This window comes from Actinacidiphila epipremni (genome assembly GCF_012034175.1).
Lineage (GTDB): Bacteria > Actinomycetota > Actinomycetes > Streptomycetales > Streptomycetaceae > Actinacidiphila > Actinacidiphila epipremni.
Window position 1 is genome coordinate 178,722 of the sequence record NZ_JAATEJ010000009.1, and the last position, 17,020, is coordinate 195,741.

At 75.9% G+C, this 17,020-nt stretch carries 17 protein-coding genes; 6 read left to right on the forward strand and 11 right to left on the reverse strand.

Annotated features, from left to right (window positions below):
• Nucleotides 1-81: 81 nt before the first annotated feature.
• Nucleotides 82-2,244 (reverse strand): HEAT repeat domain-containing protein, encoded by a 2,163-nt coding sequence (locus HCN08_RS14340; RefSeq protein ID WP_167983422.1) that lies wholly within the window; start codon nt 2,242-2,244, stop codon nt 82-84.
• 303 nt (nt 2,245-2,547) lie between these two features.
• On the opposite strand from HCN08_RS14340, the gene HCN08_RS14345 reads away from it, so the two are divergent.
• The 4 genes from HCN08_RS14345 (at nt 2,548) to HCN08_RS14360 (ending at nt 6,033) form a co-directional block, all read left to right on the forward strand.
• Entirely contained in the window at nt 2,548-3,090 is a 543-nt protein-coding gene (locus HCN08_RS14345) for an EF-hand domain-containing protein (RefSeq protein WP_167983423.1), read from the forward strand.
• 29 nt (nt 3,091-3,119) lie between these two features.
• The gene (locus HCN08_RS14350; RefSeq protein WP_167983424.1) at nt 3,120-4,289 is read left to right on the forward strand and encodes an isocitrate/isopropylmalate family dehydrogenase; all 1,170 of its coding nucleotides are present in this window, start codon (nt 3,120-3,122) and stop codon (nt 4,287-4,289) included.
• Nucleotides 4,286-5,056 (forward strand): cysteine hydrolase family protein, encoded by a 771-nt coding sequence (locus HCN08_RS14355; RefSeq protein ID WP_167983425.1) that lies wholly within the window; start codon nt 4,286-4,288, stop codon nt 5,054-5,056. Before HCN08_RS14350 ends, HCN08_RS14355 begins: the two co-directional genes overlap by 4 nt.
• Before the next feature lie 137 nt (nt 5,057-5,193).
• Complete coding sequence (locus HCN08_RS14360; protein ID WP_240970084.1) at nt 5,194-6,033, forward strand: SAM-dependent methyltransferase; 840 nt, start codon at nt 5,194-5,196, stop codon at nt 6,031-6,033.
• Nucleotides 6,034-6,084: 51 nt separating this feature from the next.
• Here HCN08_RS14360 and HCN08_RS14365 read toward each other — a convergent pair whose 3' ends face one another.
• The gene (locus HCN08_RS14365) at nt 6,085-6,570 is read right to left on the reverse strand and encodes a carboxymuconolactone decarboxylase family protein (RefSeq protein WP_167983427.1); all 486 of its coding nucleotides are present in this window, start codon (nt 6,568-6,570) and stop codon (nt 6,085-6,087) included.
• A 196-nt stretch (nt 6,571-6,766) separates the two neighbouring features.
• Between HCN08_RS14365 and HCN08_RS14370 the strand changes: the two genes are divergently transcribed.
• Nucleotides 6,767-7,681 carry an RNA polymerase sigma-70 factor gene (locus HCN08_RS14370; RefSeq protein ID WP_167983428.1) on the forward strand — a complete coding sequence of 305 codons (915 nt, stop codon included), beginning with the start codon at nt 6,767-6,769 and terminating at the stop codon, nt 7,679-7,681.
• Here the strand turns inward: HCN08_RS14370 and HCN08_RS14375 are convergent.
• From HCN08_RS14375 to HCN08_RS14400, 6 genes are all read right to left on the reverse strand, one after another.
• Nucleotides 7,650-8,294 carry a hypothetical protein gene (locus HCN08_RS14375; protein ID WP_167983429.1) on the reverse strand — a complete coding sequence of 215 codons (645 nt, stop codon included), beginning with the start codon at nt 8,292-8,294 and terminating at the stop codon, nt 7,650-7,652. The genes HCN08_RS14370 and HCN08_RS14375 overlap by 32 nt on opposite strands.
• Nucleotides 8,295-8,374: 80 nt before the next feature.
• On the reverse strand, nt 8,375-10,729 hold the full coding sequence (locus HCN08_RS14380) for a DEAD/DEAH box helicase (RefSeq protein WP_167983430.1): 2,355 nt from the start codon (nt 10,727-10,729) through the stop codon (nt 8,375-8,377).
• A 32-nt stretch (nt 10,730-10,761) separates the two neighbouring features.
• Nucleotides 10,762-11,286, reverse strand: a complete 525-nt coding sequence (locus HCN08_RS14385) for a hypothetical protein (RefSeq protein ID WP_167983431.1) — start codon at nt 11,284-11,286, stop codon at nt 10,762-10,764.
• Between the two features lie 120 nt (nt 11,287-11,406).
• Nucleotides 11,407-12,264 carry a class I SAM-dependent methyltransferase gene (locus tag HCN08_RS14390; protein ID WP_167983432.1) on the reverse strand — a complete coding sequence of 286 codons (858 nt, stop codon included), beginning with the start codon at nt 12,262-12,264 and terminating at the stop codon, nt 11,407-11,409.
• Nucleotides 12,265-12,400: 136 nt separating this feature from the next.
• The gene (locus HCN08_RS14395) at nt 12,401-12,952 is read right to left on the reverse strand and encodes a cupin domain-containing protein (protein WP_167983433.1); all 552 of its coding nucleotides are present in this window, start codon (nt 12,950-12,952) and stop codon (nt 12,401-12,403) included.
• A 155-nt stretch (nt 12,953-13,107) separates the two neighbouring features.
• Complete coding sequence (locus HCN08_RS14400) at nt 13,108-13,476, reverse strand: DUF4267 domain-containing protein (protein WP_167983434.1); 369 nt, start codon at nt 13,474-13,476, stop codon at nt 13,108-13,110.
• A gap of 86 nt (nt 13,477-13,562) precedes the next feature.
• On the opposite strand from HCN08_RS14400, the gene HCN08_RS14405 reads away from it, so the two are divergent.
• A complete protein-coding gene (locus tag HCN08_RS14405) occupies nt 13,563-14,264 on the forward strand; it encodes a TetR/AcrR family transcriptional regulator (RefSeq protein WP_167983435.1) in 702 nt (233 codons plus the stop codon).
• A gap of 58 nt (nt 14,265-14,322) precedes the next feature.
• Here the strand turns inward: HCN08_RS14405 and HCN08_RS14410 are convergent, their stop codons facing one another.
• The 3 genes from HCN08_RS14410 to HCN08_RS14420 all read right to left on the reverse strand — a co-directional run bounded on the left by HCN08_RS14410 (nt 14,323) and on the right by HCN08_RS14420 (nt 17,006).
• A complete protein-coding gene (locus HCN08_RS14410) occupies nt 14,323-15,252 on the reverse strand; it encodes a DUF3152 domain-containing protein (RefSeq protein WP_167983436.1) in 930 nt (309 codons plus the stop codon).
• 322 nt (nt 15,253-15,574) lie between these two features.
• Nucleotides 15,575-16,411 carry a helix-turn-helix transcriptional regulator gene (locus HCN08_RS36560; RefSeq protein WP_167983437.1) on the reverse strand — a complete coding sequence of 279 codons (837 nt, stop codon included), beginning with the start codon at nt 16,409-16,411 and terminating at the stop codon, nt 15,575-15,577.
• A 103-nt stretch (nt 16,412-16,514) separates the two neighbouring features.
• Nucleotides 16,515-17,006, reverse strand: coding sequence for a DUF6578 domain-containing protein (locus HCN08_RS14420; RefSeq protein ID WP_167983438.1), 492 nt, complete (start codon nt 17,004-17,006; stop codon nt 16,515-16,517).
• Nucleotides 17,007-17,020 lie beyond the last annotated feature (14 nt).

The following is a 17,020-nucleotide window of genomic DNA, read 5'->3' on the forward strand; positions in this document are numbered from 1 at the left end:
TGCGCCAGGTGGGCGGGACCTGGCGGGAGCCGGGGGCCGGGAGCTGGGCCCCTACCCCTGGCCCCCTGGACCCCTGGACCTCTACGCGGGTGTCCCCTCCGCCGCCGTGAGGGCCGTACGGCACGCCGTCAGGAGCGCCTCGTCATCGCGCAGGTTGTGGCTGCCCCAGTGGCCGGCGCGGAAGGGGAAACGGCGGGGGTCGGCGGCCTCCGCCCGTAGCAGCGCGAGGTCAAAACGCGCGGCGGCCGGGCCCGCTTCCGCCAGGCACTCCGCTATGGCCGTACGGGTGAAGGGCGTGGATATCCACACCTCGCGCAGCGGTGCGGGCAACGGCGCCGGGTCGCCCGTCACCCGCCACAACGCCGTCAGGCCCGCCAACCGGTCCCAGGAATCCCCCCGTTCGGCCATGGCCCGCAGCGCCGGCACCGCCGGAGCGCCCTCGGTTCCGAGCCGGCCGAGCACCGCCGCTGCCGCCCGCCGCTCGCCGGGGCGCTCGCCCTCCAGCACGGGGAGCAGGACCGGCAGCACCGCCGCCGCGTCCCCGTGCACCGCCCACAGCGCCGCAGCCGCGCTGACCGGCCACTCCCCGGCGTGCAACTCCGCCGCCCCGCCCACCACTTCCGCGGCCGACGGACCGCACGCCGCGAGCGCCCGCAGACACGCCTCCGCGGCGAAGTCGCGCTGCCGCGCGCCCGGCGGCAGCGCGCCCAGCACGTCCAGCAGCACCGCGGCGCTCTCCGCACCCTCCGCGCCCTCCGCCTCCGGGCCAGCCCCCGTACGCGTACTCCAGCCGCCCGCCGCCAGGACCGCCGCGAGCGACATCACCTCCCCCATGCCGTGCTCGCCGCCGAGGTCGACGGCCGCCAGCCGCTCGCGGGCCGCGGGCGCCAACCGCCGGGCCGCCGCGCCGAGGTAGGCGACGTCGCCGCCCAGGTGGTGCGGCAGGTGCGGGCCGCGCAGCACCTCCTCCATCACCGGCACCGCCCGCTCGTCGCCCGTGCGCAGCAGCGCCTTGAGCGCGCCGCCCAGCGTCGGGGCGCCATGGCTCCACACCGTCACCCACGGCTGCCGCCGCGCCGTGACATACGCCGCCAGGTCGTCCGCGGCCGGTGCCGCCAGGCCGAACAGGTCCTCCAGCAGGGACGCCGCCGCCTCCGCCACCGTGTCCTCCTGCGCGGCGAGTTGCCGTCCCGCGAGCGCGACGAGGCCGGGGAAGGCGCCCCGCCATTCGCGGAAGAAAGAGGGGAGCAGCCGCAGCGCATGCAGCCGCTCGGCCGCGTCGCCGCCGGCCAACTGCCCCTCCAGCAGGGCCGCGCGCAGCTCCACCCGGTCGCCGAGCGCGGCGTGCAGGCCGCGCATCAGCTCCAACGCCTGTGCCTCGCCCGGCAGTAGACGGCGCAGCTGCCCGACGAGGGTGGCGGTCGGCGGATGCTGCGGCGCCTCGCGCGCGGATTCCGGCCGCCGCCCCCGTACCAGCCCGGAGGCCAGCCCCACCAGGTCCGCGGGCAGTCGCTCGGGCGCATGCCGGGCCAGGCCCGTCAGGGCCGCGAGCCGCATCTCGGGCGCGTGCCCTTCCGCCACGAACACGCCCAGCTCGGCGACGACTTCGGGCCCGACCACCGGATGCCGTACCGCCAGCGCGTCCAGCGACTCGACGAGGCTCGCGGCGACCGCCGGGTCCGGCTCCACCGCGAGCCGCCCGCGCAGCAGCCGCAGCGCCTCCTCGCCGTCGTCGCCGAAGGCCACCACGGCCCGCGCGGCCATGCCCCGCAGCCGCGCGTCGGCGGGGTCGTCGAGCAGCCCGGCGAAGCAGTCGCGACCCGCACGCACCGCCTCCCGCGCACGCGCGTCCGCGCCCGCGTCCCCTTCTTCCCCGACTCCTGCCCGGTCTCCTGCCCCGACCGCCCGACCGGACTCGTCCGCTCGCCGCCACCTCTCGACGTCCCGGGCCCAGTGCTCCAGATCCGCCCCGCCGATGCTCGCCAGCAGCCCCAGCACGTCCGCCCGGTCGGCCACCCCCGGTGACCGCACGATGCGGAAGAGAAAGGGGACGCAGGCGAGCGTCGAATCGTAGACGTCCCCCTGGTGGTGGACCGCCCCGTACATCCCGTCCAGCGCGGTCTCGCGCTCCGCCGCGTCCTCGGACGCCAGCCCGACCAGCAGCGCGGGCACCTCCTCCGCGCTCCCGTAGGCGTGCTCCAGCGCGCCCCAGTCGACATCCCCGATCCCGTCGAACGTCCCCATGACGCCCCCTCCCGACCCCTGACGACCCGTCATGACCCCTCCCGGCCCCTCATGACCCATCACGCTCCGTGACACGACCAGTCTTGCGCACGGGTCTGACAACGCCCTCCCCCACCCGACCGAAAGCGCCGGTAATAACCTCTCCGCGCCCGAACGCGCAACGCAATCACGGAGTTTCCCTCTTTATGGGGAACCGCACGGGCTTGCGGCGTGCGGGAGCCGATCGCCGGGCACGAACTCTTCGGGCCCGGAAGGCCGCATTCACCGCAGGACACCACAAATCGTAAGAGAGGCACCGCAGTCATGAGCACTGAGGCCACCCGCAGGGTCGCGCTCGTCTTCTCGCTGCTCGACGCGAACGGCAACGGGGTGCTGGAGGCCGTCGACTTCTCGCTCATGTCCGAGCGCGTCGTCGCCGCGGCGCCGCACGCCGAACCGGCGGCCCGGGAGCGCATGCGCGCCGCCTTCGAACGGTACTGGACGACGCTGCTGACGGAGCTGGACGCCAACGGGGACGGCGAGATCAGCTTCGAGGAGTACACCGCCTGCGTGCTGTCCCCGGAGCGGTTCGAGCCGACGATCACCGAGTTCGCCGAGGCCCTCGCCGCGCTGGGCGATCCGGACGGCGACGGGCTGATCGAGCGGCCCGCGTTCATGGACCTGATGACGGCCATCGGCTTCCAGCGCGCCAACATCGACACGCTCTTCGACGCCTTCGGCCCCACGCCCGACGACCGGGTGCGGGTGCGGACGTGGGTCGAGGGCATCAAGGACTACTACTCGCCGGACAAGGCCGGCATCCCCGGGGATCACCTGGTCGCCGGGGCCGCCGACACCGCGGCCTGAGACCGGAAGGGGGAGGAAGGGGGGAAGCCATGAGCGCAGCGGAGCACACCGTCGGCCTTGCCGTCGGCCGGGGGACGGGAGAGCAGGTCGCGGCCGTCTTCGAGCAGGTCCTCGACCGGTTCGCCCGGCTGTACGGCAGACGCGTGGCGGTGCGGCGCTCGCCGCGGGTGTACCACTCGTACGTGTCGCTGCGCTCGGCCACCGCGCGCAGGGACACGGGCGCGGTGGAGCAGATCCGCCGGATGACGCGGCAGGACGCCGACCACTACGAGGAGTTCCTGCGCGAGCAGGCGTCCGCCGGCACCGCGGCGGTCTTCCGTACGGCGATCAACGCGCAGACGCTGTATCTCGTACGGCAGCGGCTGCACGCGGTGAAGGTCGACACGCTCGACGCGGACGGCGCCCGGGTGCTGCTGGTGCGCGACGAGGCCCAGGGCTTCTACACCGGTGACAACGAGCACCGGCCCGGCCACATCCGCAGGACCACGGAGTTCAGCCGGGAGGTCACCGACAAGGTGCTGCGGTACGCGCTGCACCGGGCCCGGCTGGAGTGGCCGGGCGAGGAGCCGGCGGCGATCGTCATGGCGTACAAGTTCCATCTGCTGGACGGCGCGCTCGACCAGTGGGCCGCCGACTTCGCGGAGCGCAGCGGCGTCGAGGTCCGGGTGTTCCAGCCGGACACCGTCAACCGCAACCTGATCACGCACGGACCGGCCGACCGTACGGTGCTGGTGGCGGGCAACGAGTGGGCGGACATCATGCATGTCGTGCTGCTCGACCGCTTCGGCGCCGGGCGGCAGGAGGACCACTGCACGCGCAATGTGCATCTGCACGGCGACGTGGACGGCCTGGTCGAGTATCAGACGGTCCATGGCTCGGCCGACGACCTGGAAGGACGGGACCTGCTCAACCCGGTGGCGACGGTACGGGCCGCCGCCGCGATCGCCGAACGGCACGCGGACTGCGCGGGCGCGGTGTCCGCGGCGGAGCGGGCGCTGGCCCGGATACGCCAGGAGGGCATCGCCACCCCGGATGCGGGGGGCCGCCACACCACGACCGCGGTCGTCACCGCGCTCCTGGACGCCCTCGAACCGCCGGTGCCCGGGCCGCCGATCCCGGGTGCGGCGGTCCCGGGGCCCGGGAGGGGGAGGGCTGTCGGCTTCGGGGCCGAGCCCGTCACACCGGCGCCGGGGCCGTGACGGGCCGGGGGGACGGCGGCAGGGGGACGGTCCTGGTCGTCGTGGACGTCCAGAACGACTTCTGCGTCGGCCCGTTGGCGGAGTCCCGCTATCCGGGTGATCCGGCGGTGCTGCGCGAGGTGGTGGCCAACACCGCCCGTGCGGTGGCGGCGGCGCGGGCGCGGGGGGTCGAGGTGGTGTTCGTCCGCTTCCTCGGCGACCCGGCGTACCAGGGCCCCGCCTGGCGCCGCCGGGACGCCCGCCGGGGCAGCCGGCCCAAGTGCCTGGAGGGTACGTGGGGGGCGGAGTTCACCGAGCCGCTGCAACCGGCGGAGGGCGAGCGGGTGTTCACCAAGCGGGCCTGCTTCGACGCGTTCCTGGCGGAGGGTTTCGGCTCCCACCTGGCCGCGCGCGGGGCCGGACACCTGGTGCTGGCCGGGGTGTTCACGGACGTGTGCGTGGACAGCACGGCACGCACCGCCTTCCAGAAGGGCCTGCATCTGACGGTGCTGCGGGACTGCACGACGGCCCTGCACGTCCCGGACGAGCAGATCCTGCGCTTCATGAGCCGGCTGTACGACGCGCGGGTGGTCGCGCACGAGCCCGTCACGGGCTGGGCCCGCCACCCGGAGCGGTGGGCGGCCCAGGAGGACGAGTACGAGGAGGACTTCGAGGACGACGAAGCGGAAGAGGAGGAGGCAGCATGGCCGGCACCACAGCAGAGGGCTCACCCCTCGGACCCCCCGACCTGGCCCACGACCCGGCGGACAGCGGACCCGCGGGGTTAGCGAACGCGGGCGCCGGGGCCGCACCGGGTGCCGGAGCCGCGGGCGCTCGGGCCGAGGGTTGCGAAGCGCCGGACGCCGGAGGCAAGGGCGCCGCGGCCCCGGGCGGCGGGGTCGAGGTCGGGGTGGGGCGGACGGCGTTGCTGGTTGCTGCCGCGCGGGCGATCGAGACGCGGCGGGCGGATGCGCTCGCGCGGGACGAGTACGCCGAGGGCTTCGTGCGCGCGGCCGGGGTGTGCGCGGGCTGGCCGCTGCGGCCGGAAGAGGTCCCGGGTGGGGACGCGGATCCGCTCTGGGGGAGGTTGGGGCGCTACTTCGGGCTGCGGACCCGGGTCTTCGACGATCACCTGCTGGCCGCCGCGCGGGCCGGGATACGGCAGGTGGTGCTGCTCGGGGCGGGGCTGGACACCCGGGCGTACCGGCTGCCGTGGCCGGACGGCTGCACGGTGTTCGAGGTGGACCGGGAGGAGGTGCTGGCGTTCAAGCACCGCACGCTGGACGGCGCGGCGGCGGTGCCGCGGGCCCGGCGGGTCGCGTTGGCGGCGGACCTGCGGCAGGACTGGGCGGCGCGGTTGCGGGCCGCCGGGTTCGAGCCGGGCCGGCCCACGGCGTGGCTCGCGGAGGGGCTGCTGTTGTACCTGCCCTCGGCGGCGGAGGCGCAGCTCATGGCGACGGTGGACGCGTTGAGCGCGCCGGGGAGCACGTTCGGGTACGAGGTGAAGTACGTGGCGGAGTCGGCGGCGGTGCGCTCCTCGCCGGTCTACACCGCGGCCCGGGAGCGGATCGGCGTGGACCTGCTGGCCCTCTTCGACGGCGACCCGCGGCCCGACTCCGCGGCGGACCTGACCGCGCGCGGCTGGCGGGCCCAGGTGCGTACGCCTTTCCAGTTCAGCCGCCGCCTCGGCCGCGGCCCGCTGCCCGAGCCGGACGACGCGCTCGCCGCCAACCGCTGGACGTTCGCCGTGCGCCCGGCCGCGTAAGGCATCCAGGGCGCGCGGCCGGGCGCCGGGCGGGCCGGCGGGTGGCGGGGGTCAGTCCAGGGCGGCGAAGGCGCCGGGCTGGTAGGAGCCGCCCTGGTTGTGGACGATGACGCCCATGCGGCTCGCGGCGTTGATGAGGGAGACCAGGCAGACGAGCGAGCCGAGCTGGTCGTCGTCGTAGTGCGTGCGCACCGCCGCCCAGGTGGTGTCCGAGACGCCCTCGGCGGCGTCGGCGACCCGGGTGCCCTCCTCCGCGAAGGCCAGCGCGGCGCGTTCGGCGGCGGAGAAGACGGTGGTGTGCCGCCAGGTCGCGACGAGCCCGAGCCGTAGCGGCGTCTCGCCCGCGGCGACCGCCTCCTTGACGTGGACGTCGGCGCAGTAGCCGCAGCCGTTGATCTGGGCGACCCGCAGCTGGACGAGCTCCAGCAGCGCCCGGGGCAGGGTCGTGGACGCGAAGAGGGCGAGCGAGGTGGCGTGGAAGCGCTTGGCGACCTTCGCCGCCGTGGGGCTGCCGAGCAGGTTGAAGCGGGGTTCCATCGGTCGGTCCTCCGGTGTGTGCTGGTGGGGTGCTGCGGGGTGGGCGCCGCGGCGCCGGACGCCCAGAAGATGCCGCGGCCCCGGGGCCCGTGACGGCGCGGCGATGTGACGTGGCCCACGGGCCGGAGCCGTCACACGGCGGCGCCCGGCGGTATCTCGTGGGAGTAGCCGCAGGCGAGGGATCAGGAGCCGCACGATGAGCGAGCGCATGGCGACGCCGGACGGCGGCCCGGCCACCGAGGTCTTCCTCGCGCACCGCAACCTGCTCTTCACCGTCGCCTACGAGATGCTCGGCTCCGCCGCCGACGCCGAGGACGCCCTCCAGGAGACCTGGCTGCGCTGGTCGGCCGTGGACCTGGCGACCGTGCGCGACCCGCGCGCGTACCTGGTCCGGGCCACCACCCGGCAGGCGCTGCTGCGGCTGCGCACGCTGGCCCGACGCCGGGAGACGTACGTCGGCCCGTGGCTGCCCGAGCCGCTGCTGACCACGCCCGACGTCGCCGAGGACGTCGAGTTCGCCGAGAGCGTCTCGACGGCGATGCTGCTCGTGCTGGAGACGCTGGCGCCGACCGAGCGGGCGGTCTTCGTGCTGCGCGAGGTCTTCGCCGTCGACTACGCGGAGATCGCCGCGGCCGTCGGCAAGTCCCCGGCCGCCGTACGGCAGATCGCGCACCGGGCCCGCGCGCATGTGGCGGCCCGCCGGCCGCGCGGGTCGGCGGCGGTGACCGCGCGGGAGAGCCGCCGCGCCCTCGCCGCCTTCCGCCGGGCCGTGGAGACCGGCGACCTGCGGGCACTGCTCGACATGCTCGCGCCTGACGTCGTCCTCGTCGGCGACGGCGGCGGCGCCGTGACCGCGGCCACCGAGCCGGTCGTGGGCGCCCCGGCCGTCGCCCGCACGCTGTCCGCCGGGCTGCCCGGACTCGGCGCCCGCGCCACCCTGGAGACCGTCGAGGCCAACGGCCGCCCCGCGCTGGTCGTCCGGATCGCCGGCGAGATCGACGACGTCGTGACGGTCCGCATCGACGACGGCCTGATCACCGCGCTCTACGTCGTCCGCAACCCCCGCAAGCTGACCCGCCTCACCCGCCCGACGCCGGTGACCCGAAGTTGACGCCCCCGGCGCCGCCGGCCGCCCCCGTCGCCCCCGCCGCCTGCGCCGCCGCCTCCGCCCAGTCCCCGGTACGCCGGTGCCGCCGCAGCCCCACCGCCGCGAACTCGTCGTACGCGTCGCCCGCGACGGCCCCGAGGTGGCGCAACGCCTGCGAGATCGGGCTGCCGTCCGCGTCGAAGGGCTCGTCCACCCCCATGTGCAGGGGGCCGAGCGCCAGGTCGCCGCCCTGCCACACGGCGGCGTGCTGCTCGCCCACACCGCCGAAGAAGTCCGCCTCCACGTAGGCCAGCGGGCCCGCCGCCGCTCCCCCCGCCCCCGCCGCCGACCAGCGGGCCAGCCGGGCCCCGAAGCCGCCGGGCAGGAAGAAGAAGCCCCACGCGCAGCCGGTGTCGCCGTTCGTGACGGCATCGAAGAGCTCGTCCGTCATCGGGAGCAGCGCCAGCCCCTGGCCCAGCTCATGGGCGAGGCCGTACGCGAGCCCGTACGCGGGGCCGTCCGTGAGCCCCCGCGCGAGCCCGCACGCCGGGTCCGGTGCCGCCCCGGCGCCGAGGTCCCGGACGACGCCCCGCACCAGCTCCGCGCCGCCGATCACCGCCCGCAGGTCGTAACCCATCGCCCCGCCGCCCTTCCGCCGCTCCGCCGCTCGCCCGGCGGCCAGTGTCGCCGACGCCGGGCCCGGGCATCACCCGGGTTTCACGTCCCGGCGCCCGGCGCGGAAGCGGACGCGGCCTCGGACGCCGGGGCCGGCGAAGGCGCGGGCTCAGGCGAAGGCGCAGAGGTGGGCGCGGCCCCGGGCGCGGCGGAAGCCGCCAGCCGCGCCTGCTCCTCCTCCACGATCCGCCGCGCCAGCGACCCGTCCGAGACATCGATCGCGTCCGGCGCGGCGTCGGCGAGATCGCTGCGCCGCGCGTACGCGTCGAAGAGCTGCGACTTCGCGGCGAGGATGTCCAGCAGCCGCGGGTCGACGCCGGTCGTGGCGAGCAGGCGGTGGACGTGGACGGTACGCACCTGGCCCATCCGGTGCGCGCGGGCCACCGCCTGCTGCTCGACGGTCGGCTTGACCTGCGGCTCGCACAGGATCACCACGGACGCCGCCTGGAGGTTGAGGCCGACGCCGCCCGCCTCGATCTGCGCGAGCAGCACCGCGTGGCCGGGCGCGGCGCCGAACGCGTCCACGACCGCCTGCCGCGCGGCGGGCGCGAGGCTCCCGGTCAGCGGCCCGTGCACACCCGCACCCGCACCCGTACCCGTACCCGCACCCGCCGGCAGGCCCTCCGCGCCGAGCGCCTGCCCGACGACGGCGAGCACATCGCGGAAGTAGGAGAAGACGACGACCTTCAGCCCGCCGGCCGCCGCCTCGGCGACGAGTTCACGCAGCCGCGCGAGCTTCGCGGACTGCTCCGGGCGGGCGAAGGCGGCACGCCGCATGGCCATGAAGTTGCCGGCGAGCACCGCCTCGCGGTAGGCGTCCTGGTCGGCGGCGCTGAGCTCCTGCCACTCGTCGGTCCGCACCAGCGAGGGCAGTTCGGCGAGCACGTCCCGCTGGTTGCGCCGCAGGTACGCCGGTGCGACGGCCGCCCGGAACGCCCGCGCCCCGCCCCCGCCGCCACCCCCGCCCGCACCGCCGCCCTCCCCGGACCCCGGCCCCGCCCCCTGCTCCTCCGGTATGAGGTCCGGCCGCAGATACCGTACGAGCGTACGGAACTCCGCCACCCGGTTCTCCATCGGCGTGCCGGTGAGGAACAGCACCCGCTCGCACCGCGCCGCCCACCCCGCGACGGCCTGCGAGCGCCGGGTCTCCGGGTTCTTGACGTAGTGCGCCTCGTCGACGACGAGCATCGCCGGCGCGGCCCCGTCCCCCTCCTCCGGTACGGCGAAACCGCGCAGCGCGTCGTACGTCGTGACGGCGACGCCCCCGCCCGTACGCCACTCGGCGAAGGCGTCGCCCCGGTCGGGGCCGTGCAGCGGTACGGCCCGCAGGGCGCTGCGCCCGGCGATCTCCCGGGTCCAGTTGACCAGCACGCCCGCCGGGCACACGACCAGGAAGTGCGTACGCCCGCGCGCGGCCAGGTGCGCGAGCGCCGCGACGGCCTGCACGGTCTTGCCGAGCCCCATCTCGTCGCCGAGCACGACCCGCCGCTGGGCGAGGGCGAAGCGCGCGCCGAACGCCTGGTAGCCGCGCAGCGACACCCGCAGGTGGGTGTCGTCCAGCGGCTGCTCCCTGACCCGTTCGACGACCTCGGACGGCAGGAAGCCCTCGGCTGCCGCCGAGTCGGGGCCGCGCTCCGACAACTGGGCCAGCAGGGCGTAGTAGTCGGCGGAGCGCACCTCGAAGTCGACCCACGCCTCGATCTCGCCCGCGGGATCGCGCAGCAGGTCCACGGACGCCTGCCGCAGCAGTTCGGGGACGCCGTCGCGCGCAGCCCGCGCCGCCAGTTCGCGCAGCCGCCCGAGCGCGTCCAGCGCCCGCTCGCGGGCCGCGCGCCCGCCCAGCCACCACCGCAGCCGCCCGGCCGCGGGCTCGGCCGCCGCCAGCAGCGGCTCCAGCTCCCGCTCCAGCGCCTCGGCCGCCGCGACCGCCCGCCGCGCCGCGGGCCCCGCCTCGACCAGCCGGTGCAGCGCGACCAGCAGCGCGGTCTGCCCCGGGTCCCGCGCGTGCACGTCCACCTCGACGTCGAACCGTACGGCGACGGCCTCCGCGACCGCCTGCGCGAACTGCCCCGCCGCGGCCACCGCCTGGTCCGCGGTCTGCGGCCCCACGCCGGGGATCTGCCGCAGCCGGTACCGCCCGGCGGCCACCACCTCGGCGACGCTGCGATAGCCCGCCGCCTCGATCGCCGCGAGCCGCAGCCGCCCCTCGGTCACGTCCTTGAGCCGCGCGACCGGCATCCCCCCGAGCTCGCGCCCGGCGGCCTCGTCGCGCACCACCCCGTACGCCCGCCGCGCTTCCCCCACGGCGGCCCCGTGATCCCCCACGACCGCCCGCGCGGCCTCCCGCAGCTCCCACCCCTCCCGGAGCCTCTGCTTCCGCTCGCCCCACCCCACCATCCCGCCATCCTCGCACGCCCCCCGGACACGGCTCAGAGCTCGGCCTCCGGGTAGGCGTCGCGCAGCGGCCTGCGGGCGTCGTCGAAGCCGCCGGCGCGGAGGTCTTCCGAGCTGAAGGCGGCGTCCGCGCGGTCGGTGAGGACGATCGCGGCGAGGGTGTCGAGCATGTCCAGATGGTCGCGCCGGGCGGACGCCACCGCCTCCTCGATACGGCCGCTCGCCGCGAGGACCTGCCCACCGGCCGGCCCGGCCGCCTCCAGCCGCTTGACGAGCAGGCCGGCCTCCAGATAGCCGGACCAGGGGGTGCGGAGGGCGAGGTAGGAGGCCGCAGTGCTGCGGAAGAGCATCAGCAGCGCACGGTTCGCGGTGGGCGCGGCCCGCGCGAGGTCCAGGGTCTGCCCGAAGCGGCGTTCGAGGGCGCGCTCCAGCCCGGCGAAGTAGCCGGCCAGCGCGCGCCGGAACTCCGTGCCCTCGCCCGCGTATTCGCCGTATCCGCTGTCAGGCCCGCCGATCACGTGCAGCCGGCACCGGACGTAGGCGGCTCGGTCGTAGCGCACTGCTTCTCCCCGGAATCATGCGCGCGCCGCCCGTCGCGGTGCGCGCCGCCCGCAGCGTAGACGGCGCGGGCCGGGTGGTCCCAGCGGTTGGTCGGGGTGCGGTGGGCGGGGCCGGCGGGGTCAGGGCGCTGGCTGGATGCCGGCGGTGCGGGTCGCGCGCCAGCACAGGGAGCGGAAGGGCAGGTCGAACTCGGCGTCACCGGCGGCCCCTGCGTCTTGGTCGCGCCCGGTGGCCCGGTCGCCCGCCGCGCCGAGGGAGAGCATCTCGCGCAGGCTCCGCTCCGCCCGGGTCAGCAGCGCGGCGCGGTTCTCGGCCGGCAGCAGGATGACGCGGCTGTAGGTGCCCAGCAGCGCCGCGGCATCCCGCGGGGTGCTGCGGCGGGTGCAGGTGAAGGCGGCCTCCTCGACCTCGCCGAAGGGCGAGCCGGGGATGTCGAGGTCGCCGCGCAGCCGGGCGCCGCGGCCGGCGTGCCGGCTGGCCGGGTCGCGGGTGACGGCGGCGTTCTCGGGCCGCAGGCCCGCGTACCACTCGCCGACCCACGGCACACTCACGTCGAGGCTGTTCCAGACCACGCCGAGCCGGCCGCCCGGCCGCAGCACCCGGCCGATCTCCGGCACCGCCCGCGCCGGGTCGAACCAGTGCCAGGCCGACGACACCACGACCGCGTCGAGCCGCCCGTCCGGCAGCGGCACGTCCTCCGCCGTACCGCTCAACACCGCGGCGCCCGGGACGCGTTCGGCGAGCACGCCGCGCATGCGGTCGTCCGGTTCCACCGCCGTGACCTCGGGGACCCGCTCGGCGAGCAGCCCGGTGAGCGTGCCGGCACCCGCCGCGAGGTCCAGCACCGAGCGGCAACCGGGCGGGAGCAGCCAGTCGACCGCCGCGTCGCACGGCGCCGGCCGCAGCCGCCCGTACTCCTCCGCGATCGACCCGAACGACCGTGACCTGCGGGTCAGTTCCTCGTCCTGCTCAGCCATGCGGTGCTCTCCTACGCCTGCGCTCCGGACCCCCGGGGAGGGTGCGGGCTGCCGCCCGCGGTGAGCAGAGCATAGGAGCCCGCCCTGCCGCCGCCGGGCGGCGAACCGTTCCGCCGCACCCGTGCCGCCGGGCCGGTCACCCGTGCCGCCGCGTACGGCCGTACACCGTCCGCACCGGCGCCTGCCCGGCCGCCCGCTTGCGCTCGGCCTCCCACGCCTGGCTCTGCAGGAAGTAGGTGTCGTAGACCTCCTGCACCTCCAACAGGCTCTCCGGGGTGGCCTCGCCGAGCCCGATGCGCTGCAAGTGCCGGAAGTATTCGAAGCGTTCGACGCCCGGCGTGATGACGATGAGCAGGTCCGCGTCGGTGCCGGGCGCGGCGGCGAAGGCGTGCGGGCGGCCCGGCGGGACGATGACGAGGTCGCCGCGCTCGGCGGTCAGCGTCTCCTCGCCGGAGAGCAACTGGGCGGCCCCGTCGAGGACGTAGAACATCTCCGCGGAGTTGTCGTGCCGGTGCGGGCGCGCCCCGTCGGCGCCGTCGACGAGCGTGACGCGCTGGGTGGACAGCGCGCCGCCCGTCGCACTGCTGTCGGCGAGCAGCCGCACCGTGGTGGGCGCCCGCCCGATCACCTCCGCCTCGGCGGAGCGGACGATCACGGTCCGGTCGAAGTCGGGAACGAGCAGCGACATGGGATCCCCCTGTGGATGTCGTCGAACGCGAGGGCCCGGGAGGGCCGGTGATGAGCCTACGGATCACGGATTGCGGGTTGTGGATTACGGGTTGCGCGTTACGGGTTACGGGTTACGGGTCGAGGACGCGGCGCAGCGCACCGCCGCCGCGGTGCTCAGACGGCGAACAGCAGCCCCGCGCTGAGGAGTACGACGACGGCGGTGGCGAAGTGGACGCCGTACGCCACGGACTTCTGGCCGCCGTTGCGCAGCACTATCAGCGTGTCGCACAGCGGCAGCAGCGCCACGACGAGCATGAACCACGCCTCCGCGTGCGCCCCGGAGAAGGCCAGCAGCGCGAGGCCGAGCAACCCGAAGGTGCCGTCCCGCAGGCCCTTGATGGTCAGGTACGCCGGATCGCCGTCCGGCTTGGCGGGTACGCCGTAGCCCGCGGCGGCGGGGCGGGGCTGGAGCAGGAAGCGGGCGCCGATGAGGACGACGAAGAGGTCGAGGACGACGGCGAGGGTGTACGCGGTGACGGTCATGCCGAACTCCTTGCTAGCAGCGCTAGGGACGAGAGCGAAGCTAACATAGCGGCGGCACGATTGCTAGCGATGCTAGAATCACGGTCATGTCGATCCAGGAGCGCCGGGAGCGCGAACGAGCCGAACGCGAGCAGCTGATCGTGAGCACCGCACGGGAACTGGCCGAGGCGGAGGGCTGGGACGCGGTGACCACCCGCCGGCTGGCCGCCGAGATCGAGTACAGCCAGCCCGTGCTCTACAGCCACTTCAAGGGCAAGGGCGCGATCATGACGGCCGTCGCGCTCCAGGGCTTCGTCGAACTCGCGGCGGTCCTGCGCGCCGCGCGCACCGGGGCGGAGGGCTCCCGGGCGGGTACGGGAGGCCGCCGGGCGGGCGCGCAGGGACCCCAGGCGGAGGACGCCGGCGCGAGTGCGGGGGACCCCCGGGCGAGTGCGGAGGGCCGGGCGGAGGGCCCGCGGGCGGCCCTCACCGCGGTGGCCGACGCCTACACCGCCTTCGCCGCCGAACGCCCCGCCCTCTACGAGGCGATGTTCACCCGGGCCGTGGACCTGCCCTTCGCCAGCCCCGAGGCCCCGGCGCCGCTGTGGGCCGCCTTCGACGAACTCCTCGACGCCGTCACCCCGCACGCCGCCCCCGACGAGGACCCGGGCATCCTCACCGAGACCTTCTGGGCCGCCCTGCACGGCCTCGCGACCCTCGGCCGCAGCGGCCGGCTCCCCGCCGCGGCGCACACCACCCGGCTCGCCCTGCTCACCGCCCACTTCGCCGGGCCGCCGGCGGCGCGCTGACCCGGCTCAGGGGCCCGGCTCAGGGGCCCGGCTCAGGGGCCCGGCTCAGGGGCCCGGCTCAGGGGACCCGCGGGCCCTGGATGTAGTGGCCGGCGGAGTCGTACGGCCAGGCGTTGGCCTTGCAGCCGTGCAGGCCGTCGATCTGCTGCATCATCACCGGGGCGAGCCGGCCGGGGCCGGGGCAGGTCTCATGGCCGTGGCCGATCCGGTGGCCCACCTCGTGGTTGATGATGAGCGCGCGGTATCCCGCGATGGGGCCCGGGAATTCGGGCGAGCCGAGCAGCCAGCGCTTGAGGTTGACGACGACGGTGGGGCCGACGTCGCAGTTGACCTCACCATGGGTGTGCAGGCCGGCCGCGCCGCATATGGCGTCCACGGTGTCGGGCGTGGCGATCTTGACGACGAAGTCCACGGGGCCGGACGAGACGAGCTGGAAGCCGTCGTGGCCGTCGTCCGTCCAGCCCCGGGGGTCCGCGAGAATGGCCTCGATCTCGTGCGCCGCCCCGTCCGCGGAGATGCCCGCGCCCTGCTCGACCTGCACCTCGTAGCGGCGTATCCGGCCGCGCCCGACCGCCTTGCCTGCGGCATCGGCGGTGCTGAAGCTGCCGCTGCCGTGCTGGGGCACGTCCGTGGCGGTGGGGGCCGGGGCCTTGGTCTTCGCGGGAGCGCCGCCCGCGTCGGGCGTACGGGCCGGGTCCGCCGGCTGCCCCCGCCCGGCGGACGCGGCGCCCGCCCGGCCCGCGGTGCCCGACTGCCCGGCGGTCGCGCCGGGCCGCAGCATGTGGAGGGTCACACCGAGGAGGACGACGAAGACCGCCGCGAAGACGCCATACGTGACGCAGCCGCGCCGGGGCCGGCCGGCGCGGCTCGTGGGGCTCGTGCTGCCGGCCGGGCTCGTACGGCCGGCGCTGCTCGTACGGCCGCTCCGGCCGCGCGACTGCGCGTGCGCCTTGCGTCCGCTGCCCCGACCCGCCGCTCTGCCGCCCATCCCACGGTCCTCTCCGCTCGGAAACCGGCGGCGGGAGGCGGCACGGTCCTGTCCGCCTCCCGCCGCGGCCGGCACGGAGGGGCGGGCGAGGGGGTAGGCCGCACGCCGTCCGCGCGGCTTCCAGGCTCGCGAGGGCACATGATGACGTCTGGCTCATACGGTCACGGCCGCGTAACGGCCCAGTTGGGAGGGCATACGGCCGGCGGCCGGCACGACGCGGGCCCGGCGCAATGCAGGCGCGGCGGGACGCGGCGGCTCCCGGCGTGAGACGCGGCGGCTCCGGGCGTCACGCGGGCCCGGCGGCATGCAAGCCCAGCGGCTGTCAGTTCGGCGGCTTCACCGTCAGCTCGCGCAGCCTCCGCTCGGTCTCGGAGCCGGGCGCCACCAGGAACGAGACCAACGTCTTGTCGTCGTCGGCCACATGCATCTTGACGTACTCGAACTCGACGACGCCCAGTCGCGGATGCCTCACCGTACGCGGCCCCGGCACGAACGGCGTGACGTCCTTGCGCTGCCACAGCCGCCCGAAGTCCGGGCTCGCCGCCTCCAGTTCGCGCAGCAGCGCCACCACGTCGGCGTCCAAAAGGTGTTCCCCGACCTGGGTGCGGAAGAGCGCGACCGTGTACGCGGCCTCCTGCTCCCAGTCCTCGGACATCGCCTTCGGCTCCGGCGAAGTGAAGGTCAGCCACAGGACGTTGCGCCGCTCGGCCGGCACCGCGGCGAGGTCCCCGTACAGCAGCGTGAAGCCGTCGTTCCACGCCACGAGGTCGAAGCGGCGGTTGACGATGAAGGTGGGGTTCGGGTCCAGGTGGGCGAGCAGCAACTCGTACTGCCGGGGCAGCCCGGACCGCACCGGCCCGTCGCCGGGCGGCACTTCACCGGCGAGCCGGTAGAGGTGGTCGCGTTCGACCGGGTCGAGGCCGAGCGCGGGGGCGAGGCTGCCGAGCACCTGGCGCGAGACGTTGATCTCCCGGGCCTGCTCCAGCCAGGTGTACCAGGTGATGCTCAGGCCCGCGAGCGTGGCGACCTCCTCGCGGCGCAGGCCCGGTGTGCGCCGCCGGTGCCCGGTCACGGTGAGCCCGGCGTCCTCGGGCCGCCGCCGCTCACGCCGGCTGCGGATGAACTCGGCGAGCTCCCGCCGCTGTTCGGATGTGCTCACGCTGGCCTCCCGCACCGAGGCTACCCGCCGCGCCCGCACCGCCCGCCCCGCCGTCCGCCGAAGACGCCGCCGCCGGAACCCCGGCGCCCCGGCGCAGCTCGCCTCAGCGGGCGAGCGCGGCGAGCACGGCGTCGAGGTCGGTCGCGAGGTCCACGAGCAGGCCGGTCTCCGCCCACGCCCCGCCGTCCGCGTTCCAGGACGCGCCCGCGAAGTGGGCACGGCTGCGGGTGAGTTCGGTCAGCCGCGCACCGCCGGGTACGACCGTCGTACGGGTGCCCTCCCGCACGGCCGGCTGCCGTACGAGCCGGATCCGCCGGACGGTGCCGGTCGACGCCGGCTCCGCCCGCGGCCCCTCGCCCCGGTGCCAGGTCGCGAGCAGCAGGCCCCGCGCCCCCGCACCGCCGGCGGGCTCGTCCGGCCCCGGCGCCATCGCGGCCGTCAGCGCCGTCCCGGCGGGCAGCAGCGCCTGCGCGGGAGCCGCGAACTCGTCCTCGTACAGGAAGTCCAGGTCCCAGCGGACCTCGGTGCCGAGGGCGAAGGGGTCGCCGCAGCATCGCATTTCCCAGTCGGCGACGAAAACGGGCACAAGCTCCATGCCCCCAGTGTGCG